We start from the raw sequence: 24,233 nt of genomic DNA, 5'->3' as shown, positions 1-24,233 counted from the left end.
GCAAAGCTCGCGATGCAGCCCAAGACCCACTCAAGCGTTACGCGGCAACCAGTTCAGCAAAAACGCATTCACCACATGCGGGTTCTCCAGGCTGGAAATATGCCCAGCGAATGGAATTTGCGCCGCCAGGCAGCCAATGATCCGTGCCATCTCGTTGGATTCTTCAGGCGGCCGCGGAATGTCCTGGTCGCCACAGATGACAATGGTCTTTTCACCCTTCAATTCACCCAGCCGCCCCAGCAGGTCGGGCCGCCCGAAGATCACCCGGCCCATCGGGTCCAGGCTCTGGCGGATCAGCTCGGCGCTGCTGGCCTTGAGCGAGGCTCGGAAACCTTCCCGCACCTCAGGCACGGTCTGCCCACCGGCATGGAAGAAGATCGGCACCACGATATCCAGCAACGGCTCCGGGAACACCCCGGCTGCGCTTGCAGCATCCAGCAAGCCGAAGTATTTCAGCCGGGTCACCTCAGGCTCGGCACCGAGGTAGGTGTCCATCAGTACCAGGCGGTCGACCCGCCCGGGGTGTTCGATGGCCAGTTGCGCACCCCACATGCCGCCGACCGACAGGCCCACCAGGTGGCATTGGGCAATGTCCAGGGCGTCCAGCAGCGCCAGGTGCTGGCGGGCCAGGGCACTCATGTCGGTGGTGCTGGCAGGCGGCGCGTCGGAGCCGCCGTGGCCCCACAGTTCGGGAACGATGACACGGAAATGCCGGGACAGCGCCTCGATCTGCGGCGCCCACATTTCCGCCGACCACAGGTAGCTGTGGCCGAGCAGCACCGGGAAGCCCTGGCCCTGGTCGACATAGCTCATGCGTGCGCCGTCGATTTCGATGAAGTGTTTTTGCATGGAGTAGGTCTCGGCAGGAGGTGCTGTAGGGTATTCGAAACTGCAGGGGACCGCTGTGCGGTCCATCGCAGGCAAGCCAGCGCCTACCCATTAAGGTGATGGCACCAGCCTGAGGGTGCTCTGCGCCGGAATCACCCCCATCTGCGCCCGCTGATACTTGCCTTGCACGTAGCCTTCTGCCTGGTCCGCATAATGCCGGTCGAACAGCACACCGCTTTGCCCGACCGGGTTGCTGCTCAGCGCCTGGCCGGCATCGGCGAAGTCGATCAGCCGCCGAGTCGAGGGACCATAGGTGACGGGCCAGGGCGCCGGCCCGATCTTCGCCGACAGGTTATTGGGCACTTCATGGGTGCCGGGGGCGGGGAACGGCCCGACATTGAACAGCAGGTTCAGCGGCTTCTTCGCCCCCAGCGGGTGGTTGTGGGTCAGGGTGTGGGCCTTGCCCCACTGCCAGCTGGCCGGGTCCTTGCCGAGGGTTTCGCGCAGGTGCGCGAGGGTTTTCTGCCAGGCGATGCGCACGATGGCCGTGCGGTCGGTGCGCTGGTTGCCACCGCGGGTGTCCCACCAGGGGGACTGGGCGTCGGCGGCCAGGCGCGGCATCGCGGCGTCGATGGCGCGGGTACTGATCAACACCGGGAACCAGGTATCGCCCAGCTCGTCATGCAGCGCGGCGTAGGCCAGCTCATAGAGAAACTGGTTGAACAGCGTGGCACTGGTGGAATCCAGCGGGTAGTCGCCACGCCAGGCGGCCAGCTGCTCGACCAGCTCCTTCTGCTCGTCACCCTCGGCGACGGCGCGCAGGGTCGCCAGCAGCGGCGCCAGGGTGCGCGGGCCATGGTCGCTGGCTGTGTCCAGTTGCAGGGCCTGGCTGTTCTGGGTGTCCCACTTCACCTGCGAGTCGGCCAGTTGGCGGTCGAGCTGGCGCCCGCGGTCGGGCAGGTTGTAGTAACCGGGAATGGGCATCACCGCCGGTGGCTGGTAGTTGGCCGAGACGATGTAGCCGCTGGCCGGGTTCTCCTGCTGTGGGTTGGCGCTGAACGGGTAGAAGCCGGGTTTGTCGGCCTGGCCGCTGGCGCCGTCGAGGATGAACGACGGGTTGACCCCGTCGGGGCGTATCGGCAGCTTCGCCGCCGCCCACCAGCCGATATCGCCGCGGGCGTTGGCCCAGACGAAATTCAGCCCCGGCGCCTGCACCTTGGCTGCGGCCTCGCGCATCTTGCCCAGGGTATCGGCGCGGTTGAGCTGGTAGAAGCCGTCGAGGATCGGGTTTTCGGTTTCCAGGAATGCCCACCACATGGCAATCGGCGTGGCGCCGGCCGTGGCACCCAGCACGTCGTTGACGATTGGCCCGTGGGGCGAGCGGCGCAGTTCGACGGTGACCGGCTGCTGGCCTTTGACGGCAATCGTTTCTTGCGTCTTTTCCAGCGCGTGCCACTGGCCATGGACCATGACTTGGTCGGCGTTGGCCGGGTTGGTCTGTTCCGCGATCAGGTCGACGTCATCGTTCTGGAACATGGTCAGGCTCCAGCCGAAATCGCGGTTGTGCCCGAGCATCGCGAACGGGTTCAGCGCCTGGAAGTAGCCATACAGGTTGAAGCCCGGTGCCGACAGCTCGGCTTCATACCACACCGCCGGCACGGAGAAGCTGATGTGCGGGTCGCCCGCCAGCAACGGTTTGCCGCTGCGGGTACGGCTGCCGGCAATGGCCCAGGCGTTGCTGCCCTCGAACTGGGGAATACCAGCCTCGGCAAGCCCCGCCTGGCTGGCGTGGGCCAAGGCTTCGAGGCTTTGCCAGTCGGCGGCGGCCAGTGGCGTGGCCAGTGCCCCGGCAGGCTGCCAGTCGAGGTCGAAGATGTTCAGGTATTGCGGGCCGAGTTGGTCGCGGATGTAGGTGAGCGCAGGTTCGGTGCGGAAGGCGGCGGCGAAGCTGTAGGCCAGGTAACCGGCGATGCTCAGGGTGTCTTCGGCGGTGAACGGCCGTGGGGTAATGCCGATCAGGTCGAATTCCATGGGCTTGGGATGGCTGGCCTGCCAGGCGTTGACGCCTTCCAGGTAAGCTTGCAGGGCTTGCCAGGCGGGTGCCTGGTGGTCTTGGCGCTGAGCCATCAGCGCGGCCTGTTCGCGAATGCGCAGGCTGCGGAACAAGGTGTCGGTGGGCAGCAACTTGTCGCCCAGCACCTCGGCCAGTTCGCCACGGGCCAGGCGGCGCATGATTTCCATCTGGAACAGGCGGTCCTGGGCGTGCACGTAGCCCAGGGCGCGGTACAGGTCCGCTTCGTTCTGCGCCTGCAGGTGCGGCACGCCACGGGCGTCGTAGCGCACGCTGACCGGCGCCTTGAGCCCGGCCACGGCCAGCTCGCCCTCGCGCTGCGGCAGCTTGCCGTGCACGTACCAGTAACCGGCGCCGGCGGCTGCGGCAATCACCACCGCCAACAGGGTCAGGCTGCGCTTCATCGGGTCTCCTTGTGCATTCGAGCGGACACGGTGGCCCGATCATCGACGGATTCGCGAACAGAGCATAGTCCCTGGGGCGGCAATGCCCTGTTCGCCGGTGAAAAACGGAAAAAGCTCACAGGCCCGTCTCTGCCCAAGGGCAGTAGCAGCCCACCGCCAGGGTGTTGGAAGCGGTCACCGCACGCCCTGCAAGCAGGGCCTTGATGATCGGCTCGATGAAACTGTTGCTGGCATTGCACACCGCGCCTTCGCTGTAGGGGCCGAAATAGGCGAGGTGGCCCTGGCGGTCCCAGATGGCCACGGCAGGGGAGGCGGGCAGCTGTTCGCTACCTGGCAGGCTGGCAATTGGCTGCAGGTTGCCCAGGTTGGCAGGCAACTGGCTGTGGCTGCCGGGCTTTTGCACGGCATGAAACGTGACGCCCTGGCCTGCGAACTGGGTAATGAGGTCACCCAGGTGCTGCTGGTTGCCAACGTTGCAGGGGCAGGCCGGGTCCCAGAAGTGCACCACGCGGATCGGGCCGGGGCCTGCGAGTTCGGCGGGCAGGCGCAGTTGGCTGCCGTCGAACAGCGTGGCCTGGTTGTCGAAGGGGCGCAGGTAGCGGGACTGGAAGGTGCTGTAGGCCTGCCAGAGCACGGCGGTGCAGAGCACCAGGGCCAGGCCTGCGCACAGGTATTTGATGAGGCGAATCTTCATGGCTGTTGCGCGTACCCAGGGATCTGTGTGGTGGGCAGCTTGCCACGATGGCACGAACAGCTGAATATCCCAGGTCAATACTCGCTTCGCTGTGGATGTACCCGATGCCCGCCGCCTTTGACCCCGATCTGCTGCGCGCCAGCCTTGCGCCATTGGCCCAGTGCCAGCCGTTGCCCGCGCAAGCACACGCCTACCAACACTTCTATGGCCTGAACCTGCCTGTGAACAGCTGGCTGGGCGGCTTCCAGGCGGCGGGGTTCGAGCTGGTCGGGCAGCTGTGGTTGCCGGAGCAGCCAGTGGCAACGCTGTTTCTGCTGCACGGCTACTACGACCACATGGGCCTCTATCGGCACGTGATCGCCTGGGCGCTGAAGCAGGGGTTTGCGGTTATCAGCTGCGACCTGCCGGGCCACGGCCTGTCCAGTGGCGAGCGCGCCAGCATCAGTGATTTCGCGGTGTACCAGCAGGTGTTGCAGGCGTTGTTCGAGCAGGCGCGCCAGCTGGACCTGCCGCGCCCGTGGCACCTGTGCGGGCAGAGTACCGGCGGCGCCATCGCCGTGGACCACCTGCTGCACCACGGCGCACAAAGCCCCATCGACGGCGAGGTCATTCTGCTGGCGCCGCTGGTGCGGCCGCAGTCCTGGCGTTGGTCGAAGCTCAGCTATCGGGTGCTGCGCCATTTCGTCAACGGTATCGAGCGGCGCTTCAGCGAGAACACCAACGACCCGACGTTCCTGCCCTTCCTGGAAACCGACCCGCTGCAGCCGCGGCGCCTGCCCACTGCCTGGGTCGGCGCGCTGATCGCCTGGGTCAGGCGGATCGAGGCTGCGCCGCACTGTGCGCGGCGGCCGTTGATCGTGCAGGGGGAGGCGGACGGCACGGTGGACTGGCCATACAACCTCGAAGTGCTCAAGGCCAAGTTCAGCGAGCCGCAGATCCTGATGCTGCCCGAGGCCCGTCATCACCTGGCCAACGAGCTACCGGACATCCGCCGGCGCTACTTCGATTTCATCGAGCAGCGCCTGGGTTGATTACTTGAGTTCGGCGCTGTTCTGGCCGACCGCAAGGCCTGCGCGCACGGCGGCCACGGCGGCCTGGTAGTAGGCCTTGCCGTCTGGCGACTCGGCGAAGGTGGCGAATTCTTCCAGCTCGTCATCGGACAAGTCGCGGTACACGTACAACAGGGTGTTGTTCAGGTCTTCGCCAATTTGCCCCATCAGCCGTTGGCGCTGGCCGTCGAGCAGGCCCTGGGCCTGGCTTGCGCCGAACAGGCCGGGGATCATCGAGCTCAGGCTGTCGGCCGCCACCCCGGCAATCGCCAGGCTGACTTCGGCGCCCGCTTCACGGGCCGGCAGGGCCTGGGCCAAATGGCCGATGACCAGCAGGCGGTTGTCGCTGGCCTGGATCTTCGGCAGGCCCTTGGCGTTCTTCGCCAACTGGTCCTTGCGCGTGGCCAGCAGCTCGGCAGCGACGATCTTGCGCCCCAGGGGCGACTGGAAGAAGGCCAGCGCCGGTGCCGGGTTGGGCAACGCGCTGCGCAGCTTGGCGACGGCGCGGTTGTCCATGGCCTGGGCCTGGAAGCGCTGGTTGCTGTTGTTGACCAGCGCCTGGTAAACCGCAGGCGGCAGGCTGTTACGGTAGCGCTGCTGGGCGGCGCTCACGGCATCGTTGAAATGGGCGCGCTGGTCGGGCCAGCCGGCGGCCTTGTACAGCTGATCGAGGGTGTCTGCCCAGACAGGCATGGTGCAGATCATCAGCAGAAGCAGGGAAAACAGACGGCGCATTCAGGACTCCTGTCGGCAGGTGGCTATTGTCCTTGGCTTGGCGCCATTTTGTCGAGCAATCCGCGGGCTTCTCAGCCAAGTGGCGCTGTGCGAGGGCATGGCTAATGGATATGATGCGCGCCATGCACATCTCCCCTGAAAACCCGATGCTTGCGGCCGTCGTTGACGATTTGGCCACCCATGGCTGGTCACAGCAGGCACTCTTTCTGCCTGCCGACCTGGTGCGCGCGTTGGCCGCCGAATGCCGGCGCCGGCATGCCGAAGGCGAACTCAACCCGGCCGGCGTAGGGCGGGGGGATTCCCAGGAGGTGCGCGAAACCATTCGCGGCGACCAGATCCAGTGGATCGACCCTGGCCAGGCCGAGGCCTGCGACCAGTACCTGGCGGCCATGGACCAACTGCGCCAGGCCATCAACCAGGGCCTGTTCCTGGGCCTTGAAGACTTCGAATGCCATTTCGCCCTGTACCCGCCGGGGGCATTCTACCGCCGTCACCTGGACCGCTTCCGCGATGACGACCGGCGCATGGTGTCGGCGGTGTTCTACCTCAATGAAGGCTGGCAGCCGCAGGACGGCGGCCAGTTGCGCATGTTCCTGGCCGATGACGTGGCGCACGACGTGCAGCCGGTGGCCGGTTGCCTGGCGGTGTTCCTCTCTGGCGAGGTGCCCCACGAAGTCTTGCCGGCCATGCGTGAACGCCTGTCGTTGACTGGCTGGTTCCGGCGCCGTGGCAATGACCCGTTCTGATTTGCCCAAGGTGCTGGTGAGCGCCTGCCTGCTGGGCCAGCCGGTGCGCTATGACGGCCGGGCCAGCGGGCACCCTGACCTGTTGCAGCAGTGGCAGGCCGAGGGGCGCGTGGTGCCCTTGTGCCCTGAGGTGGCAGGTGGCTTGCCGACGCCACGGCCGCCGGCGGAGATTCCCGGTGGGCAAGGGGGGCAGGTGCTGCAGGGTGAAGCCCAGGTGCTGACGGTGGCTGGCGAGGATGTAAGCGCGGCCTTTCTGGCCGGTGCCCGGCAGGCCTTGGCGCTGGTGCGGCGGCACGGTATACGGGTGGCGGTGTTGAAAGCCGGCAGCCCGTCGTGTGGCAACCGGTTGACCTACGATGGCACGTTCAGCGGGGTGAAGGTGCCGGGGGAGGGCGTGACCACGGCCTTGTTGCGGCGCGAAGGGGTGCTGGTGTTCAGCGAGCTGGAGCTTGAAGAGGCCCGGGTGGCGTTGGCTGGGCTTTTGGGGTAGGCCTGTAACGGCCCTTTCGCGGGGCAAGCCCGCTCCTACAAAGGCCCACACATGCCCTAATGCGGACCCTGTAGGAGCGGGCTCGCCCCGCGAAGAGGCCCGCACAGGCTAAAAAAACCTACTGCCCAGCCGCAGTTTCCTGCACGCCGGTGAACCACTTCTGCTCAAGCTCAGCCGTTCGCCCGCTGTCTTTCAAGCGCTGCAGGGCATTGTTCACGGCGCTCTCGAACGCCGGGTTGTCCTTCTGGAACGGAATCACCAGCTTCTTCTCGCCAAAGGCCTGGCTCACGTCGAACGGCCCGTCACCCTTGGGCGCCGTGTTCGACGGGGTGAGGGTAATGTCGTACTTGCCGCTTTCCACGCCAGGCAGCACCTCGGCCGCGGTGGTTTCGACGAATTCGGCGCGCAAGTCCAGCTCCCGCGCCAGTTCCTGGCCAAAGTCGATCTCGAAACCCGTCAGGTGGTCGTTTTCCTTGAACGCATAGGGTGAATTGTCGGCCTGCACAGCGATGCGCAGTTCGCCCCGGTCGGCGATTTCGTCTATCAGCTCGGCCTGAGCCAATGGCGTGATCAGTACTGTCAGCAGTACGCCTATGGTCGAACGCATGAATGCCCCTTTTTTTACTTCAGCAGATGAGTCACTTTCGCCGCAACTTTCTTCCTCGTCGCGGTCGAGCGCAGCCTATGACCTTGAAGGCCCGGCTAGGTTTAACCCTAACTGAATTATTTATGTCGGGGGGCCACAATTACTTCTGGCGTGGTTTTCAACTATGGTGAAGCAGCGCCGCCGTTCGTTTCACGGCTGCGTTTTCAATGAATGACAGGAGAAGTGAATGAACAGCCTATTTTCGCGTGCTGCCGTTGCCGGTCTGCTGATGGGGGCCTCGGTGTTCGCCAGCGCTGCGGATGCGCTGAAGAGCCAGGAGCCGCCCAAGGATGCCAAGGTCTTCATCGTTTCCCCCGCCGACGGCGCCACGGTCGACAAGACCTTCACCGTCAAGTTCGGCATCGAGGGCATGGCGCTCAAGCCTGCGGGTGACCAAACCCCGCACACGGGCCACCACCACCTGCTGGTGGATGTGGACAAAGCACCGGTGGCCGACATGCCACTGCCTACCAGCCTGATGCCCGAAGCCGGCACCGCGCTGCCTGCCGGGCCGCAAGTGCTGCACTTTGGCAAGGCGCAAACCGAGACCAGCATCACCCTGACCCCGGGTAAGCACACCCTGCAGTTGGTGCTGGGTGACCAGTACCACGTGCCGTTCAAGCCGTCCGTCGAGTCGAAGAAGATCACCGTTACCGTCAAGTAACGCAACCCGAGCCCCTACGCCACACCCCGGTAGGAGCGAGCAAAGCTCGCGATGCGCCGCAAGCGGCGCGCAATCTACCCGGCAAAAAAAAGGGAGGCCACCTGGGCCTCCCTTTCTCATGCAGCCATCACGCTCAGAACAGTACGCGCGAGCGGATGGTGCCCTTGACCTGTTGCAGCTTCTCTTGCGCCAGGTCCGAGTACTCGGCGTCGACGTCGATCACCACGTAACCGACTTTCTCGTTGGTCTGCAGGAACTGACCGGAGATGTTGATGCCGTTTTCGGCGAAGACCTTGTTGATCTCGCTGAGCACGCCCGGGATGTTTTCGTGGATGTGCAGCAGGCGGTGCTTGCCCGGGTGCGCCGGCAGGGCCACTTCCGGGAAGTTGACCGACGATACGGAAGTACCGTTGTCGCTGTACTTGACCAGCTTCTCGGCCACTTCCAGGCCGATGTTGGCCTGGGCTTCGGCGGTGGAACCACCGATGTGCGGGGTCAGGATCACGTTGTCCAGGCCACGCAGCGGGCTTTCGAACTCTTCGTCGTTGGAGCGCGGCTCTACCGGGAACACGTCGATGGCGGCGCCGATCAGGTGCTTGTCCTTGATCGCGGCGGCCAGGTGGTCCAGCTCGACCACGGTGCCACGGGCGGCGTTGATCAGGATCGAGCCCTTCTTCATGGCACGGATTTCCTTCTCGCCGATCATCCACTGGGTGGACGGCAGCTCAGGCACGTGCAGCGAAACGATGTCGGCCAGGCCCAGCAGTTCGTTCAGGCTGGTGACCTGCACGGCGTTGCCCAGTGGCAGCTTGGTCAGCGGGTCGAAGAAGTACACCTGCATGCCCAGGTTTTCCGCCAGGACCGACAGTTGGGTACCGATCGAGCCGTAGCCGACGATGCCCAGCTTCTTGCCACGGATCTCGAACGAGTTGGCCGCGCTCTTGATCCAACCACCACGGTGGCAGGAGGCGTTTTTCTCAGGGATGCCGCGCAGCAGCAGGATGGCCTCGGCCAGCACCAGCTCGGCCACCGAACGGGTGTTGGAGTACGGGGCGTTGAATACGGCGATGCCACGCTCGCGGGCCGCAGCCAGGTCGACCTGGTTGGTGCCGATGCAGAAGCAGCCGACGGCGACCAGTTTCTTGGCGCAGTCGAAGATTTCTTCGGTCAGTTGGGTGCGCGAGCGAATACCGATGAAGTGGGCATCGGCGATCTTTTCCTTCAGCTCGGCTTCAGGCAAGGAACCCGTGAGGTATTCGATGTTGGTGTAGCCGGCAGCCTTGAGGGTATCGACTGCGTTCTGGTGCACACCTTCAAGAAGAAGGAACCGGATCTTGCTCTTGTCGAGAGAAGTCTTGCTCATCTGCGTAAACCTGTATCCCGGAGAAAAAAATGGCGAGGGGTGATGCCAGGCGCCAGGGCAGCCTTAGCATGAACAGCGGGAGGGCTATGCTAGCATACGCGACACAATCTGAGCTTATCCCGACAGGTGAAGAGTGCTCAGGGTGACTATGAATAAGTCGAGAGTTCCAGCGATGACCCACCCCGCGGTAATTGATGAGCTGATGACCCTTGTCGACCCTGGCAAGGTCCTGACCGACCCGGCTTCGCTGGAGGCCTACGGCAAGGACTGGACCAAGCATTATCCACCCGCGCCCACGGCTATCGTGCTGCCCAAGACCATCGAACAGGTGCAGGCCATCGTCCACTGGGCCAACCGGCACAAGGTGGCGCTGGTGCCGTCGGGTGGCCGCACTGGGCTCTCTGCGGGCGCCGTGGCAGCCAACGGCGAGGTGGTGGTGGCCTTCGACCACATGAACCGGATTCTCGACTTCAATGGGTTCGACCGTACCGTGGTTTGCCAGCCAGGGGTCATCACCCGCCAGCTGCAGGCCTTTGCCGAAGAGCAGGGCCTGTATTACCCGGTGGATTTCGCCTCCAGCGGCTCCAGCCAGATTGGCGGCAACATCGGCACCAATGCCGGCGGCATCAAGGTGATTCGCTACGGCATGACCCGCAACTGGGTGGCCGGCCTGAAGGTGGTCACCGGCAAGGGCGAGTTGCTGGAGCTGAACAAGGGCCTGATCAAGAACGCCACCGGCTATGACCTGCGCCAGTTGTTCATCGGCGCCGAGGGCACCCTGGGCTTCGTGGTCGAGGCCACCATGCGCCTGGACCGCGCCCCGCGCAATCTCACTGCCATGGTGTTGGGCACGCCGGACTTCGACTCGATCATGCCGGTGCTGCACGCCTTCCAGGGCAAGCTCGACCTCACGGCATTCGAATTCTTTTCCGACAAGGGCCTGGCCAAGATCATGGCCCGTGGCGATGTCCCGGCGCCGTTCGATACCGCTTGCCCGTTCTATGCCCTGCTGGAGTTCGAAGCCAGCACCGAGGCGTTGGCCGAGCAGGCCCTGGCTACCTTCGAGCAGTGCGTGGAACAGGGCTGGGTGCTGGACGGGGTGATGAGCCAGAGCGAAACCCAGCTGAAGAACCTGTGGAAGCTGCGCGAATACTTGTCTGAAACCATTTCCCACTGGACCCCTTACAAGAACGACATTTCCGTCACGGTTTCCAAAGTGCCGGCGTTCCTGCGCGACATCGATGCCATTGTCAGCGAGCACTACCCTGACTACGAGGTGGTCTGGTACGGCCATATCGGTGATGGCAACCTGCACCTGAACATCCTCAAGCCCGAACACATGAGCAAGGATGCGTTCTTCGCCTCGTGCGCCAAGGTCAATAAATGGGTGTTCGAGATCGTCGAGCACTACAACGGCTCGATCTCCGCCGAGCACGGCGTGGGCATGACCAAGCGTGACTACCTGGGCTACAGCCGCTCGCCGGATGAAATTGCCTGCATGAAGGCGATCAAGGCCGTATTCGACCCTAACGGCATCATGAATCCGGGTAAGATCTTCGCTCCTGAATAAAAAGCAGTATCCAGAGGAGTCGGCCATGAGTTACCAGCACCAGTACGTAGACGGCACCCGCATCCACTTCCCGCTGGGCAAGGTGGTATGCATCGGCCGCAACTATGCCGAGCATGCCAAGGAACTGGACAACCCCATTCCCAGCGAGCCGCTGCTGTTCATCAAGCCGGGCAGTTGCGTGGTGCCGCTGGAAGGTGGCTTCAAGATCCCGACCGACCGTGGTTCGGTGCATTACGAGGCCGAGATCGCCGTGCTGCTGGGCAAGCCGCTGTCGGCCAATGCGTCCGAGGAAGAAGTGCTCGATGCCATCTCCGGCTACGCCCCGGCGCTGGACCTGACCCTGCGTGACGTGCAGGCCAAACTCAAGGAAAAAGGCCTGCCGTGGGAGCTGTGCAAGAGCTTCGACGGCGCCTGCGTGCTACCGCCGTTCGTGTCTGCAGCTTCCTTCGAGGACGTGACCGACATTCCGGTGCGCCTGACCATCAATGGTGAAGTGCGCCAGGATGGCAACAGCAAGATGATGCTCAACCCGATCGTGCCGATCATCCAGCACATGGCGGCGCAGTTCTCGCTGCAGGCCGGTGATGTGATCCTCACCGGCACCCCGGCCGGGGTTGGGCCGTTCAATGTCGGTGATGAGCTGGTGCTGGAATTGCCGGGCGTGTGCAGGTTCGAGAGCCGGGTGCTCTGAGCAGAAACTGCGTCGCCTGTTTCGCGGGCAAGCCCGCGAAGCAGGCGCCGCGGTTTACCGTTTTTTCACACCCCATCCGGATAATGCGCGGATCTTTGCCCCGCTCCCCCAGGACCCTTCGATGCCATCGACCGCCGTCTCCAACAAGCGCCGCTTCTATCTGCGCAGGCCTTTCGTGCTGGCCGTTGTCGCCATCATCGGCTATGGCGTGGCCGCCGCCATGCACTGGGATGACCGCGGCCTGCTGTGGGTCAAGGAGCGCTTCGAAAGCAGCGCCGAACGCAGCGAAAGCGTATGGCTGCCGGACTATCAAGCCGACATCGACGCCAAGGTGCTGCCGGGCATGGAGGAGGACGAAGCCTCCGACATCGCCTACAGCCCAAGCACCCGCACGCTGTTCGCGGTGATGGGCAAGCACCCGTTCCTGGTGGAACTGAGCCTCGACGGTGACGTGCTGCGCAAGATTCCGCTGGTGGGCTGGAGCAACCCCGAAGGCGTTGCCGTGCTGGAAGACGGTTACCTGGCGATCACCGACGAGCGCCTGCACGACCTGACCCTGGTCAAGGTCGATGCCCGGACCACTTCGCTGAACCACGCCGATTTCCTGAGCTACGACCTGGGCGAGTCGGTGAAAAGCAACAAAGGCTTCGAAGGCGTAGCCTGGGACCCAATGCGCCAGCGCCTGGTAATCGGCGAGGAGCGCCCGCCAAAACTCTATACCTGGCGCACCGACGGGCGTAGCCCGCTCAACGGCAGCAAGCAATTGCTGGAAAACGACGAGCTGGACCTGCGCAACCTGTCCGCCCTGAGCGTGGACCCGCGCACCGGCCACTTGCTGGCGCTGTCGGCCGATTCCAACATGCTGCTGGAGCTCGACGAGCAAGGCCAGCAGGCCAGCTTCATGACCTTGCTGGGCGGCTTCAATGGCCTCAAGCACACCATCCCACGGGCTGAAGGGGTGAGCATGGACGAGCACGGCAACCTGTACATGGTCAGCGAGCCTAACCTGTTCTATCGCTTCAAGAAAAAACCCTGAAGATGAAGGCTTTTCCGGCATTAAGCCAGGCTTCAGCCAGGCATGGTTAGCTTCGCCACCCTTGTGTCGAGTTTGCGTCCATGCGCCGTTTCCTGCTGTTTCTGGTATTGCCTGCCCTGATCGTGCTGGGCGTTCTTGGTGGGCAAGAGTTCCGCCTGTTCGAGCGCGGTTGGTTCAACCTCAAGGCCTGGTGGCAGCCGGCCGAGCAGGGCATTGGCCTGGACCGCTACCGGGTGGCGGTTGAGGCACTGCCAGTGCAGGGGCTGGACGACGACCTGTCGGCGCTGACCTACGACCCCGACCGCAAGACCCTGTTCACCGTGACCAACGCCCGCGCTGAGCTGATCGAGCTGTCACTGGACGGGCGCATCCTGCGCCGGGTGCCGCTGACCGGCTTTGGCGACCCGGAAGCGGTGGAGTACGTGGGCCCCAACAGTTACGTGATTACCGACGAGCGCGAGCAGCGGCTGATTCGTGTGCGCCTGGAAGACGACACGGCGTTCCTCGATGCCGGCGATGCCGAGCAACTGACCCTGGGCATCGGCCGCAATGGCAACAAGGGCTTCGAGGGCCTGGCCTATGATTCGGCGGGCAAGCGCCTATTCGTGGCCAAGGAGCGCGACCCGATGCTGATCTACGAGGTGCGCGGCTTCCCCCACGACAACCCTGGGCAACCCTATGCCGTGCACGTGCTGCAGGACCGCAAGCGCGATGCTCGGCTGTTCGTGCGCGACCTGTCGAGCCTGCAGTTCGATGAGCGTACCGGGCACTTGCTGGCGTTGTCGGATGAGTCGCGGCTGGTGGTGGAGCTGGATGTGGAGGGCAAGCCGCTGAGCACTTTGTCGCTGCGCAAGGGGTATCAGGGGTTGAAGGCAACGGTGCCGCAGGCGGAGGGGATTGCGATGGATGAAGCAGGGACGCTTTATCTGGTCAGTGAGCCGAATCTGTTCTATGTGTTCAAGCGGGCTTTGGATTGAGTGTTGCAGGCCCATTCGCGGGGCAAGCCCGCTCCTACAGGCGACCGGTGTCTACCTTGTAGGAGCAGGCTTGCCCCGCGAAGCAGGTTACTGCGCTTTCAGCGTTTTCACGCCTTCCGAAGTCCCCAGCAACAGCAGGTCCGCCGGCCGCGCGGCGAACAGGCCGTTGGTCACCACGCCAACGATGGCGTTGATCTGCGCTTCCAGCTCCACCGGGTTGGTGATCTGCAGGTTGTGCACGTCAAGGATCACGTTGCCGTTGTCGGTGACCACGCCCTCGCGGTACACCGGGTCGCCGCCCAGCTTGACCAACTGGCGCGCCACGTGGCTGCGGGCCATCGGGATGACTTCGACCGGCAGCGGGAAGGCGCCCAGCACCGGCACCAGCTTGCTGCCGTCGGCGATGCAGATGAAGGTCTTGGCCACGGCCGCGACGATCTTCTCGCGGGTCAGGGCCGCGCCGCCGCCCTTGATCAGGTTCAGGTGCGCGTCGCTCTCGTCGGCGCCGTCCACATAGAACTCCAGCTCGCTGACGCTGTTCAGCTCGTAGACCGGGATGCCATGGCCCTTCAGACGCTGGGCAGTGGCCTCGGAGCTGGCGACCGCGCCGTCGAAGGCGGTTTTGTGCTGGGCCAGGGCGTCAATGAAGAAGTTGGCGGTCGAACCGGTGCCGACGCCGACGACGCTCTTTTCATCCAGCTTGGGCAGAATGAAGTCGACAGCGGCCTGGGCGACGGCCTGTTTGAGTTGGTCCTGGGTCATGCGGGCTCCGAAAAGGGGCAGGGCGGTTTCAAAGTCGCCTAGTATAACGGCTCGCACGGCTTTGCTGTGGTCGCCCGACGTAGCGCTGGGGTAGACTCCCAGCCCTTGTCCCGCGGCCAGTGATGCTTTCCCGATGCTCGAACAGTACGTCAAGAAGATCCTCACCTCGCGCGTCTACGACGTTGCGGTCGAAACCCCGCTGCACAGCGCCGGGCAGCTGAGCAAGCGCCTGGGCAACCAGGTTCTGCTCAAGCGCGAGGACCTGCAGCCGGTGTTCTCGTTCAAGATCCGCGGGGCGTACAACAAACTGGCGCAGCTCACCCCGGAAGAACTGGCCCGTGGCGTGGTCACCGCCTCGGCCGGCAACCACGCCCAGGGCCTGGCCCTAGCAGCGCGTGAAATGGGCATCAAGGCCACTATCGTAATGCCCAAGACCACCCCGGAGATCAAGATCGAGGGTGTGCGTTCGCGTGGCGGCAAGGTGGTGCTGCATGGCGACTCGTTCCCCGAGGCGCTGGCCTATTCGCTGAAACTGGTCGATGAAAAGGGCTTCGTCTATATCCACCCCTATGACGACCCGCACACCATTGCCGGCCAGGGCACCGTGGCCATGGAAATTCTCCGTCAGCACCCGGGCCAGCTGGATGCGATCTTCGTTCCGGTGGGCGGTGGCGGCCTGATTGCCGGGATTGCCGCCTACGTGAAGTACCTGCGCCCGGAAATCAAGGTGATCGGCGTCGAGCCGGATGATTCCAACTGCCTGCAGGCAGCCATGGCCGCAGGCGAGCGCGTGGTGCTGCCGCAGGTGGGGCTGTTCGCCGATGGCGTGGCGGTGGCGCAGATCGGCCAGCATACCTTCGACATCTGCCGCCACCACGTGGATGAAGTAATCACCGTCAGCACCGATGAAATCTGTGCGGCGATCAAGGATATCTACGACGATACCCGCTCGATCACCGAACCTGCCGGTGCCTTGGGTGTTGCTGGCATCAAGAAGTACGTCGAGCTCAAGGGCGTGACCGGGCAAACCCTGGTGGCCATCGACTCTGGCGCCAACGTCAACTTCGACCGCCTGCGCCATGTGGCCGAGCGCGCCGAGCTTGGCGAAAAGCGCGAGGCGATCATCGCGGTGACCATCCCCGAGCGCCCAGGCAGCTTCAAGGCCTTCTGCGAAGCCATCGGCAAGCGTCAGATCACCGAGTTCAACTACCGCAAGCACACTTCGGACGAGGCGCACATCTTCGTTGGCGTGCAGACCCACCCGGAAAACGACCCTCGGGCAGCGCTGGTGCAGCAGTTGAGCGAGCAGGGCTTCCCGGTGACCGACCTGACCGACAACGAACTGGCCAAGCTGCACATCCGCCACATGGTCGGCGGCCACTCGGCGGGGGCCAGCGACGAGATGGTGCTGCGCTTCGAATTCCCCGAGCGGCCGGGTGCGCTGTTCAACTTCCTCAACAAGCTGGGCGGGCGCTGGAACATCTCGATGTTCCACTACCGCAACCACGGCGCGGCCGACGGGCGCGTGGTGGCCGGGCTGCAGGTGCCCGAAGACGAACGCCACCTGGTGCCGGCGGCGCTGGCGAAGATCGGCTACCCGTACTGGGACGAAACCGAAAACCCGGCGTACAAGCTGTTCCTGGGCTGAGAAGCTAAGCTTGGGCTGATGGCCCTGCAGGAAATGCAACCCCCTGTAGGAGCGGGCTCGCCCCGCGAAGAAGCCAACGCCCAATGGCCTGCTGAAGGACGGGATCATGGAACACCTGACCACCCTCAAAACCCTGCACATCCTGGCCACGGCGCTGCTCCTGCTGGGCGCCCTGGGCCTGGCGACCTGGACGGTTCGGGCCCGCCGCCGGGGCGATGCCGAGGCCTACGCCAAGCTGCTGCGCAAGCCGCTGGTGTTCGTCTGGCTGGTGATGGGGGTGTGCCTGGTGAGCATGCCGTTCACCGGCTGGTGGCTGGTGCACCTGGTGGGCTGGCCGCTGGGGCAGACCTGGGTGCTGGCCTCAAGCGTCATTTATACGTTTGGCGCGTTTGCCGTGTGGTGGCTGCTGGTGCGGCTGAACCGGCTGCGCAAGGCCGAGCTTGTGGGGTTGCGGTTTACCCTGGCGCTGGCGCTGTTCAGCGGGGTGTGCTTTGTGTCCATTGCCGGGCTGATGGGGGCCAAGCCGGTCTGAAGGTTCGGTTGTGCCCATGCCGGCCCTTTCACGGGGCCGGCTCAGGAATACCTCACTCGCGCAACGAAACCACCGGCCAGCCACGCCGCTCGGCCTCGGCGCGCAACGTGGCATCGGGGTCCACCGCCACTGCGTGGCTCACCCGCTCCAGCAACGGCAAGTCATTCATCGAATCGCTGTAGAAATAGCTGTCTTCCAGGTTGAACCCGTTCTCCAGCATCCAGCGCGCCAGCCGCGTCACCTTGCCTTCACGGAAACAGGGTATATCGGTACTGCGCCCGGTATAGCGCCCTTCGTGCATCTCGCATTCGGTGGCCAGCAGCACCCGCACGCCGAGGCGCCGGGCAATCGGCGCGGTGACGAAGCGGTTGGTGGCGGTGATGATCACCAGCTGGTCGCCGGCATCACGGTGTTGCTGCAGCAGGGCCAGGGCCTTGGGCAGGATGATCGGCTCGATGCAGTCGCGCATGAAGTCGCGGTGCCATTCGTCGAGCTGGGCCGGCTCGGTGGCCGCCAGGATCTCCATGGAAAAGGCCAGGTAGGCCTGCAGGTCCAGGGTGCCGTTGAGGTAGTCCTGGTAGAAGGCATCGTTGCGGCGCTTGTACGCAACCGGGTCAAGGATGCCCCGCTCGCACAAGTAGTCACCCCAGGCGTGGTCGCTGTCGCCACCGAGGAGGGTATTGTCCAGGTCGAATAAAGCCAGGCGCATTGCGGTCACTCGCATCAGCCACAGGGAGGCCCGCAGAATACGGAGTTTTCACCTCGCTGCACATAAGCTTGGCGGGCGCGTTGCTGCGCTCGCAAGCTTTGTGGAACAATGCGGTGACATGCGTTTGCGAGGTTGCTGCCGTGATCGACCCGGATGGTTTTCGCCCCAATGTCGGCATCATTCTGACGAATGATGCCGGGCAGGTGCTATGGGCTCGACGGATCAACCAGGATGCCTGGCAATTTCCGCAGGGTGGCATCAACCCTGACGAGACGCCGGAAGACGCCCTGTACCGCGAGCTGAACGAAGAAGTTGGCCTTGAACGCGACGATGTGGAAATTCTTGCCTGCACCCGCGGCTGGTTGCGTTATCGTTTACCCCAGCGGCTGGTCCGCACCCACAGCCAACCGCTGTGCATCGGCCAGAAGCAAAAATGGTTTCTCCTGCGCCTGGTGAGCAATGAGCAGCGGGTGCGTATGGACCTGACCGGCAAGCCCGAGTTCGACGGCTGGCGCTGGGTCAGCTATTGGTATCCGCTGGGCCAGGTGGTGACCTTCAAGCGTGAAGTGTACCGCCGCGCCCTGAAAGAGCTTGCACCGCGTCTGCTGACGCGCGACTGACCACGGAGTTCGACCCCGAGCCATGCTCAATACGCTGCGCAAGATCGTCCAGGAAGTGAACTCCGCCAAAGATCTCAAAACGGCGTTGGGGATCATTGTCTTGCGCGTCAAGGAGGCCATGGGCAGCCAGGTCTGCTCGGTGTACCTGCTCGACCCGGAAACCAACCGCTTCGTGCTGATGGCCACCGAGGGCCTGAACAAGCGCTCCATCGGCAAGGTCAGCATGGCCCCGAACGAGGGCCTGGTTGGCCTGGTGGGCACCCGGGAAGAGCCGCTGAACCTGGAAAACGCCGCCGATCACCCGCGTTACCGTTACTTCGCCGAAACCGGCGAAGAAAAATTTGCCTCCTTCCTCGGTGCGCCGATCATCCACCACCGCCGCGTGGTGGGGGTGCTGGTGATCCAGCAGAAGGAACGGCGCCAGTTCGACGAGGGCGAGGAAGCCTTCCTGGTCACCATGAGCGCCCAGCTCGCCGGGGTTATCGCCCACGCCGAGGCCACCGGTTCCATCCGCGGCCTGGGCCGGCAGGGCAAGGGCATTCAGGAGGCGCGCTTCGTTGGCGTGCCGGGCTCGCCGGGGGCTGCGGTGGGGCGTGCGGTGGTGATGCTGCCGCCGGCCGACCTCGAAGTGGTGCCAGACAAGGCCGTCGATGACATCGACGCCGAGCTCAAATTGTTCAACAACGCCCTCGAAGGCGTGCGCGAAGACATGCGCAAGCTGTCGGCCAAACTGGCCACCCAGCTGCGCCCGGAAGAGCGTGCGCTGTTCGACGTGTACCTGATGATGCTCGAAGACGCGGCACTGGGCGGTGAGGTGATCGAGGTCATCAAGACCGGCCAGTGGGCCCAGGGCGCCCTGCGCCAGGTGGTTGGCGAGCACGTCAACCGCTTCGAGCTGATGGACGACGATTACCTGCGTGAACGCGCCTCGGACGTGAAGGACCTTGGCCGGCGCCTGCTGGCCTACCTGCAGGAGGCCCGTTCGCAGTCGCTGGTGTATGCCGACAACACCATCCTGGTCAGCGAGGAGCTGACCCCCGCCATGCTCGGCGAGGTGCCCGAGGGCAAACTGGTTGGCCTGGTGTCGGTACTGGGCTCGGGCAACTCCCACGTGGCCATCCTGGCCCGCGCCATGGGCATCCCGACGGTGATGGGCCTGGTCGACTTGCCATACTCCAAGGTCGACGGCATCGAAATGATCGTCGACGGCTACAAGGGCGAGGTGTTCACCAACCCCAGCGAGGTGTTGCGCAAGCAATACAGCGACGTGGTGGAGGAGGAGCGCCAGCTGGCCCAGGGCCTGGACGCCTTGCGCGAACTGCCGTGCGTCACCCCTGACGGCCATCGCATGCCGCTGTGGGTCAACACTGGCCTGCTTGCCGATGTGGCCCGCGCCCAGCAACGCGGCGCCGAAGGGGTGGGCCTGTACCGCACCGAAGTGCCCTTCATGATCAACCAGCGCTTCCCCAGCGAAAAAGAGCAGCTGGCCATCTACCGCGAGCAGTTGGCGGCGTTCCACCCGCTGCCGGTGACCATGCGTACCCTCGACATTGGCGGTGACAAGGCCCTGTCGTACTTCCCGATCAAGGAAGAAAACCCGTTCCTGGGCTGGCGCGGCATTCGCGTTACCCTTGACCACCCGGAAATCTTCCTGGTGCAGACCCGCGCCATGCTCAAGGCCAGCGAGGGCCTGAACAACCTGCGCATCCTGCTGCCGATGATTTCCAGCATCCACGAACTGGAAGAAGCGCTGCACTTGATTCACCGCGCCTGGGGCGAGGTGCGCGATGAAGGCACCGACGTGCCGATGCCGCCGGTAGGGGTGATGGTGGAAATTCCCGCGGCGGTGTACCAGACCAAGGAACTGGCGCGGCAGGTGGACTTCCTGTCGGTGGGTTCCAACGACCTGACCCAGTACCTGCTGGCGGTGGACCGCAACAACCCACGGGTCGCCGACCTCTACGACTACTTGCACCCGGCGGTGCTGCAGGCCCTGCACACCGTGGTGCGCGATGCCCACGGCGAAGGCAAGCCGGTGAGCATTTGCGGTGAGATGGCCGGTGATCCGGCAGCGGCGATCTTGTTGATGGCCATGGGCTTCGACAGCCTGTCGATGAACGCCACCAACCTGCCGAAGGTGAAGTGGATGCTGCGCCAGGTGAACATGAGCAAGGCCCAGGAGTTGCTGGCCGAGGCGCTGAGCCATGACAACCCGCAGGTTATCCACAGCTCGCTGCAGTTGGCCCTGAAGAACCTTGGGCTGGCGCGGATGATTGGGCCCGGGGCCAACAAGACCCTATAGCCTGTGCCGGCCCTTTCGCGGGGCAAGCCCGCTCTCATAAAAACATAACTATCTGATTTAACGGATAATTATGTAGGAGCGGGCTTGCCCCGCGAAGCAGGCGACGCGGTGCGTGGCACCGGCTTCGCCGGTGTTCGCGGGGCAAGCCCGCTCCTACAGGGGATCGCGGCGCGGCTGATATCACAGCTCCAGGCTAACCTCCCCCAAATGCCCGCCAAAAGGCCCAAAACTGCGCTCGATCAGCCGCCTTCTCCCCCGATCATCCACAATCAGCACCGTACTCGCCCGCGTCCCATAATTCTGGCTGGCAATAAACACGCTAGACAGCAACTTCTCGGTCGCCAACCCCACCCCCGTCTCCGGTAGCTCGCCGTCCGCCGCCTGCTCGCCATCGGCCAGCAGCGCCAGCAAACGCTGTGGCTCCGGTGTCTCAAGCAGCGCTTGCAGCCCTGCACGCGCCTTCACCAGCTTCGGCCACGGCGTATCCAGCCCGGCATTGGATAGCCCATACACCCCCGCTTCCAACAAGCGCGGCGCCACCTCGCGGGCATTCAGGTAGCCCAGTTGGCGCCCGTCACCCACCAGCAGGTTAAACCCCGAATACTGCCCGCTGCGGCCCGCTACCTCGCCGAGGTAGGCTTCAACCCCCAGCTCACCTTGCAGAAAACCCGCCACCAACTCACCCCGCGAACGCGGCCCCAGCACTTGCTTGGGGTCGCGGATATTGGTCAGCGCGGCAAACCGCCCCTGGGGGCCTACGCCCAGCCAGGTGCCGCCAGCCTCCAGGTCGCGCCCGGCATATACCCCAGGCGCATCCTCCCAGGCCGCCAGGGCCTGGGTTGGGCGGGCATGGAACTCGTCGCGGTTGGCCGCGACGATCAGCGGCAGGGCATGCCCCGGCCGCCAGGCGAAAACGATCAGGCACATAGGTCTGGCCCCTGTGTTTTTTGCCACTGTACCCACAGCGGCTGGGCCGATCCATCCTGTCACGAAGTTCACTAGAGCCCCGAGCCCGGCTTCCGTTACCATGCCGGATTGTTTTCACGGGGAAGCCGAATGGAATTCGTGCTCTATCTGCTGTTGGGCGCCTGTGCCGGTGTGCTGGCCGGGCTGTTCGGCGTGGGCGGCGGCATCATCATCGTGCCGGTGCTGGTGTTCAGCTTCACCCTGCAGGGCTTCGACGCCTCGGTGCTGACCCACCTGGCGGTCGGCACCTCGTTGGCCACCATCGTCTTCACCTCGATCAACGCCGTGCTCGAACACCACCGCAAGGGTGCCGTGCAATGGCCGATCTTCGCCTGGATGACTCTGGGCATCCTGTTGGGCGCCGGTATCGGCGCCAAGACCGCCTCGTTGATCCAAGGCCCGCAGTTGCAGAAGATCATCGGCGTGTTCGCCTTGGTGATCGCCGTGCAAATGGCCCTGGACCTCAAGCCCAAGGCCAGCCGTGGCATTCCCGGCAAGCCCGCGCTGATTGGCGCGGGCGGGGTGATCGGCTGGGCCTCGGCCATCTTTGGCATCGGTGGCGGCTCGCTGACCGTGCCGTTCTTGACCTGGCGCAGCCTGCCGATGCAGAAGGCGGTGGCCACCTCGTCGGCCTGCGGCCTGCCGATCGCCCTGGCCAGCGCCCTGAGCTTCATGCTGCTGGGCTGGCACGATGAACACCTGCCGCCGCACAGCCTGGGCTTCGTGTACCTGCCGGCGCTGGTCGGTATTGCCGTGACCAGCATGTTCTTCGCCCGCTTCGGCGCGCGCCTGGCGCACACGCTGTCGCCTCGCCTGTTGAAACGCCTGTTCGCAGCGCTGCTGTTCTGCGTTGGCCTCAGCTTCCTGATTTGAACCGAGAGGAAACCCCATGCTGCCTTACCCGCAGATAGACCCCGTGGCCGTGGCCATCGGGCCACTGAAAATCCACTGGTACGGCCTGATGTACCTGGTCGGCATCGGTGGCGCCTGGCTGCTGGCCTCGCGTCGTCTCAACCGTTTCGACCCCACCTGGTCGCGCGAAAAGCTCTCCGACCTGGTGTTCTGGTTGTCGATGGGGGTTATCGTGGGCGGGCGCCTGGGCTACGTGCTGTTCTACGACCTGCACGCCTACCTGGCCAACCCCACGCTGATCTTCGAGGTGTGGAAGGGCGGCATGTCGTTCCACGGTGGTTTCATTGGCGTGATGCTGGCGGCGCTGTGGTTCGGCAAGCGCAACAACAAGACCTTCTTCGAGCTGATGGACTTCGTTGCGCCACTGGTGCCGATTGGCCTGGGCGCCGGGCGTATCGGCAACTTCATCAACGCCGAACTGTGGGGCAAGCCCACCGACGTGCCGTGGGCGATGATCTTCCCGCCCTTCAGCGACCCGGCCCAGCTGCCGCGCCACCCGTCGCAGCTGTACCAGTTCGCCCTGGAGGGCGTGGCGCTGTTCGTCATCCTCTGGCTGTTCTCGCGCAAGCCACGGCCAACCATGGCGGTGTCCGGCATGTTTACCCTGTTCTACGGCATCTTCCGCTTCATCGTCGAATTCGTGCGCGTGCCGGATGCCCAGCTGGGCTACATTGCCTGGGGCTGGCTGACCATGGGTCAGATTCTCTGCGTACCGATGATCCTGGCTGGCCTTGGCCTGATCTGGTGGGCTTATAATCGCAAACCCACGGCGAAACCCGCCTGATTATTCCCACGGCAGGGGTGATCCCCCTGCCGTTTTTGTTACAGGTAAGCCATGAAACAGTATCTGGACCTGGTCCGCGACGTCATCGAGAACGGCACGCTGCAGGAAAACCGCACCGGCATCCGCACCATCAGCCTGCCGGGCGCCATGCTGCGTTTCGACCTGCAGAAGGGCTTTCCGGCCATCACCACGCGCAAGCTGGCGTTCAAGTCGGCCATCGGCGAGATGGTCGGTTTCCTGCGTGGCGTGAAGAACGCCGGTGAATTCCGCGAACTGGGCTGCAAGGTCTGGGACCAGAACGCCAACGAGAACGCCCAATGGCTGGCCAACCCGTTCCGCCAGGGGCATGATGACCTTGGCGAAATCTATGGCGTGCAATGGCGCCAGTGGCCGGGCTACAAGCGCATTCCCCTGAGCAACCCGGCCGCCATCGAAATGGCCGAAAAGGCCGGCTTCCGCCGTATTGCCCAGGACGAAGAGGATGGCGTGGCGTTCGTCGTGCTGTACAAGGCCATCGACCAGGTGCGCCAGTGCCTGGACACCATCGCCAACGACCCGGGCAGCCGGCGCATCCTGTTCCACGGCTGGAACTGCGCCCAGCTCGATGAAATGGCCCTGCCGCCTTGCCACTTGCTGTACCAGTTCCACCCGAATGTCGAGACGCGGGAGATTTCCCTGACCCTGTACATTCGCTCCAACGACCTGGGCCTGGGCACGCCGTTCAACCTCACCGAAGGCGCGGCGCTGCTGTCGCTGTTCGGCCGACTGACCGGCTACACCCCGCGCTGGTTCACCTACTTCATTGGCGATGCCCATGTGTATGAGAACCACCTGGACATGCTCAACGAGCAGCTCAAGCGCGAGCCACTGGAAGCACCGAAGCTGGTAATCAGCGACCGCGTGCCGGAGTTCGCCAAAACCGGCAAGTATGAGCCGCAGTGGCTGGAGCAGATCGAGCCGAGCGACTTCAGCCTGGAAGGGTATGAGCACCACGCGCCAATGACCGCGCCGATGGCGGTGTAGGTTGAATGTTG

Annotated in this window: 24 protein-coding genes; 15 read left to right on the top strand and 9 right to left on the bottom strand. The window is 64.2% G+C overall.

Annotated elements, in window-relative coordinates:
- Positions 1-30: 30 nt before the first annotated feature.
- The 3 genes from F3J44_RS04585 to F3J44_RS04575 form a co-directional block, all read right to left on the bottom strand.
- Positions 31-849 (bottom strand): alpha/beta fold hydrolase, encoded by an 819-nt coding sequence (locus F3J44_RS04585; protein WP_167066832.1) that lies wholly within the window; start codon positions 847-849, stop codon positions 31-33.
- A 90-nt stretch (positions 850-939) separates the two neighbouring features.
- Positions 940-3,303: a penicillin acylase family protein gene (locus F3J44_RS04580; protein ID WP_167270844.1), complete on the bottom strand. Its 2,364-nt coding sequence runs from the start codon at positions 3,301-3,303 to the stop codon at positions 940-942.
- Between the two features lie 115 nt (positions 3,304-3,418).
- Positions 3,419-3,997 (bottom strand): DUF6436 domain-containing protein, encoded by a 579-nt coding sequence (locus tag F3J44_RS04575; protein ID WP_167270842.1) that lies wholly within the window; start codon positions 3,995-3,997, stop codon positions 3,419-3,421.
- A gap of 104 nt (positions 3,998-4,101) precedes the next feature.
- Here F3J44_RS04575 and F3J44_RS04570 point away from each other — a divergent pair, with 104 nt between their 5' ends.
- On the top strand, positions 4,102-5,028 hold the full coding sequence (locus F3J44_RS04570) for an alpha/beta hydrolase (RefSeq protein ID WP_167270840.1): 927 nt from the start codon (positions 4,102-4,104) through the stop codon (positions 5,026-5,028).
- On the opposite strand, the gene F3J44_RS04565 is transcribed toward F3J44_RS04570, so the two are convergent.
- Positions 5,029-5,781 carry a DUF2059 domain-containing protein gene (locus F3J44_RS04565; RefSeq protein WP_167066844.1) on the bottom strand — a complete coding sequence of 251 codons (753 nt, stop codon included), beginning with the start codon at positions 5,779-5,781 and terminating at the stop codon, positions 5,029-5,031.
- 122 nt (positions 5,782-5,903) lie between these two features.
- Here F3J44_RS04565 and F3J44_RS04560 point away from each other — a divergent pair, with 122 nt between their 5' ends.
- Together F3J44_RS04560 and F3J44_RS04555 are read left to right on the top strand one after the other, a co-directional pair.
- Entirely contained in the window at positions 5,904-6,527 is a 624-nt protein-coding gene (locus F3J44_RS04560; protein WP_205299672.1) for a 2OG-Fe(II) oxygenase, read from the top strand.
- Complete coding sequence (locus tag F3J44_RS04555) at positions 6,514-7,017, top strand: DUF523 domain-containing protein (protein ID WP_167270838.1); 504 nt, start codon at positions 6,514-6,516, stop codon at positions 7,015-7,017. The genes F3J44_RS04560 and F3J44_RS04555 overlap by 14 nt, the downstream gene beginning before the upstream one ends.
- Before the next feature lie 118 nt (positions 7,018-7,135).
- Here the strand turns inward: F3J44_RS04555 and F3J44_RS04550 are convergent, their stop codons facing one another.
- Positions 7,136-7,624, bottom strand: a complete 489-nt coding sequence (locus tag F3J44_RS04550) for a transporter substrate-binding domain-containing protein (protein ID WP_167270836.1) — start codon at positions 7,622-7,624, stop codon at positions 7,136-7,138.
- 226 nt (positions 7,625-7,850) lie between these two features.
- Between F3J44_RS04550 and F3J44_RS04545 the strand changes: the two genes are divergently transcribed.
- A complete protein-coding gene (locus tag F3J44_RS04545; RefSeq protein WP_167066853.1) occupies positions 7,851-8,327 on the top strand; it encodes a DUF4399 domain-containing protein in 477 nt (158 codons plus the stop codon).
- A 133-nt stretch (positions 8,328-8,460) separates the two neighbouring features.
- Here F3J44_RS04545 and serA read toward each other — a convergent pair whose 3' ends face one another.
- Complete coding sequence (gene serA / locus F3J44_RS04540; protein WP_167066856.1) at positions 8,461-9,690, bottom strand: phosphoglycerate dehydrogenase; 1,230 nt, start codon at positions 9,688-9,690, stop codon at positions 8,461-8,463.
- Between the two features lie 172 nt (positions 9,691-9,862).
- Between serA and F3J44_RS04535 the strand changes: the two genes are divergently transcribed.
- From F3J44_RS04535 to F3J44_RS04520, 4 genes are all read left to right on the top strand, one after another.
- Positions 9,863-11,260, top strand: a complete 1,398-nt coding sequence (locus tag F3J44_RS04535) for an FAD-binding oxidoreductase (RefSeq protein ID WP_167270834.1) — start codon at positions 9,863-9,865, stop codon at positions 11,258-11,260.
- A gap of 25 nt (positions 11,261-11,285) precedes the next feature.
- Entirely contained in the window at positions 11,286-11,951 is a 666-nt protein-coding gene (locus F3J44_RS04530; RefSeq protein WP_167066862.1) for a fumarylacetoacetate hydrolase family protein, read from the top strand.
- Positions 11,952-12,072: 121 nt separating this feature from the next.
- The gene (locus F3J44_RS04525; RefSeq protein ID WP_167066865.1) at positions 12,073-12,987 is read left to right on the top strand and encodes an SdiA-regulated domain-containing protein; all 915 of its coding nucleotides are present in this window, start codon (positions 12,073-12,075) and stop codon (positions 12,985-12,987) included.
- An 80-nt stretch (positions 12,988-13,067) separates the two neighbouring features.
- Positions 13,068-13,964: an SdiA-regulated domain-containing protein gene (locus F3J44_RS04520; RefSeq protein WP_167270832.1), complete on the top strand. Its 897-nt coding sequence runs from the start codon at positions 13,068-13,070 to the stop codon at positions 13,962-13,964.
- A gap of 87 nt (positions 13,965-14,051) precedes the next feature.
- On the opposite strand, the gene rpiA is transcribed toward F3J44_RS04520, so the two are convergent.
- Positions 14,052-14,726, bottom strand: a complete 675-nt coding sequence (rpiA, locus tag F3J44_RS04515) for a ribose-5-phosphate isomerase RpiA (protein WP_167066871.1) — start codon at positions 14,724-14,726, stop codon at positions 14,052-14,054.
- A 133-nt stretch (positions 14,727-14,859) separates the two neighbouring features.
- Between rpiA and ilvA the strand changes: the two genes are divergently transcribed.
- Together ilvA and F3J44_RS04505 are read left to right on the top strand one after the other, a co-directional pair.
- Complete coding sequence (ilvA, locus tag F3J44_RS04510; RefSeq protein WP_167270830.1) at positions 14,860-16,374, top strand: threonine ammonia-lyase, biosynthetic; 1,515 nt, start codon at positions 14,860-14,862, stop codon at positions 16,372-16,374.
- A gap of 106 nt (positions 16,375-16,480) precedes the next feature.
- Positions 16,481-16,906 (top strand): DUF2269 domain-containing protein, encoded by a 426-nt coding sequence (locus F3J44_RS04505; protein ID WP_167270828.1) that lies wholly within the window; start codon positions 16,481-16,483, stop codon positions 16,904-16,906.
- A 52-nt stretch (positions 16,907-16,958) separates the two neighbouring features.
- Here the strand turns inward: F3J44_RS04505 and F3J44_RS04500 are convergent, their stop codons facing one another.
- Positions 16,959-17,615 (bottom strand): HAD family phosphatase, encoded by a 657-nt coding sequence (locus F3J44_RS04500; RefSeq protein ID WP_167066880.1) that lies wholly within the window; start codon positions 17,613-17,615, stop codon positions 16,959-16,961.
- A gap of 140 nt (positions 17,616-17,755) precedes the next feature.
- On the opposite strand from F3J44_RS04500, the gene F3J44_RS04495 reads away from it, so the two are divergent.
- On the top strand, positions 17,756-18,235 hold the full coding sequence (locus tag F3J44_RS04495; protein ID WP_003249017.1) for an RNA pyrophosphohydrolase: 480 nt from the start codon (positions 17,756-17,758) through the stop codon (positions 18,233-18,235).
- A 22-nt stretch (positions 18,236-18,257) separates the two neighbouring features.
- Positions 18,258-20,537: a phosphoenolpyruvate--protein phosphotransferase gene (gene ptsP / locus F3J44_RS04490; protein WP_167066883.1), complete on the top strand. Its 2,280-nt coding sequence runs from the start codon at positions 18,258-18,260 to the stop codon at positions 20,535-20,537.
- Between the two features lie 180 nt (positions 20,538-20,717).
- On the opposite strand, the gene F3J44_RS04485 is transcribed toward ptsP, so the two are convergent.
- Positions 20,718-21,464: an NRDE family protein gene (locus tag F3J44_RS04485; protein WP_167270826.1), complete on the bottom strand. Its 747-nt coding sequence runs from the start codon at positions 21,462-21,464 to the stop codon at positions 20,718-20,720.
- Positions 21,465-21,593: 129 nt separating this feature from the next.
- Here F3J44_RS04485 and F3J44_RS04480 point away from each other — a divergent pair, with 129 nt between their 5' ends.
- The 3 genes from F3J44_RS04480 to F3J44_RS04470 are packed head-to-tail and all read left to right on the top strand — an operon-like array spanning position 21,594 to position 24,222.
- Positions 21,594-22,376, top strand: a complete 783-nt coding sequence (locus F3J44_RS04480) for a sulfite exporter TauE/SafE family protein (protein WP_167066890.1) — start codon at positions 21,594-21,596, stop codon at positions 22,374-22,376.
- 16 nt (positions 22,377-22,392) lie between these two features.
- Positions 22,393-23,199, top strand: coding sequence for a prolipoprotein diacylglyceryl transferase (gene lgt / locus F3J44_RS04475; RefSeq protein WP_167066893.1), 807 nt, complete (start codon positions 22,393-22,395; stop codon positions 23,197-23,199).
- Positions 23,200-23,250: 51 nt separating this feature from the next.
- On the top strand, positions 23,251-24,222 hold the full coding sequence (locus F3J44_RS04470; RefSeq protein WP_167066896.1) for a thymidylate synthase: 972 nt from the start codon (positions 23,251-23,253) through the stop codon (positions 24,220-24,222).
- Positions 24,223-24,233 lie beyond the last annotated feature (11 nt).

Source organism: Pantoea sp. Tr-811 (assembly GCF_011752535.1).
Classification (GTDB): domain Bacteria; phylum Pseudomonadota; class Gammaproteobacteria; order Pseudomonadales; family Pseudomonadaceae; genus Aquipseudomonas.
This window is presented reverse-complemented; position numbering and strand designations above follow the sequence as displayed.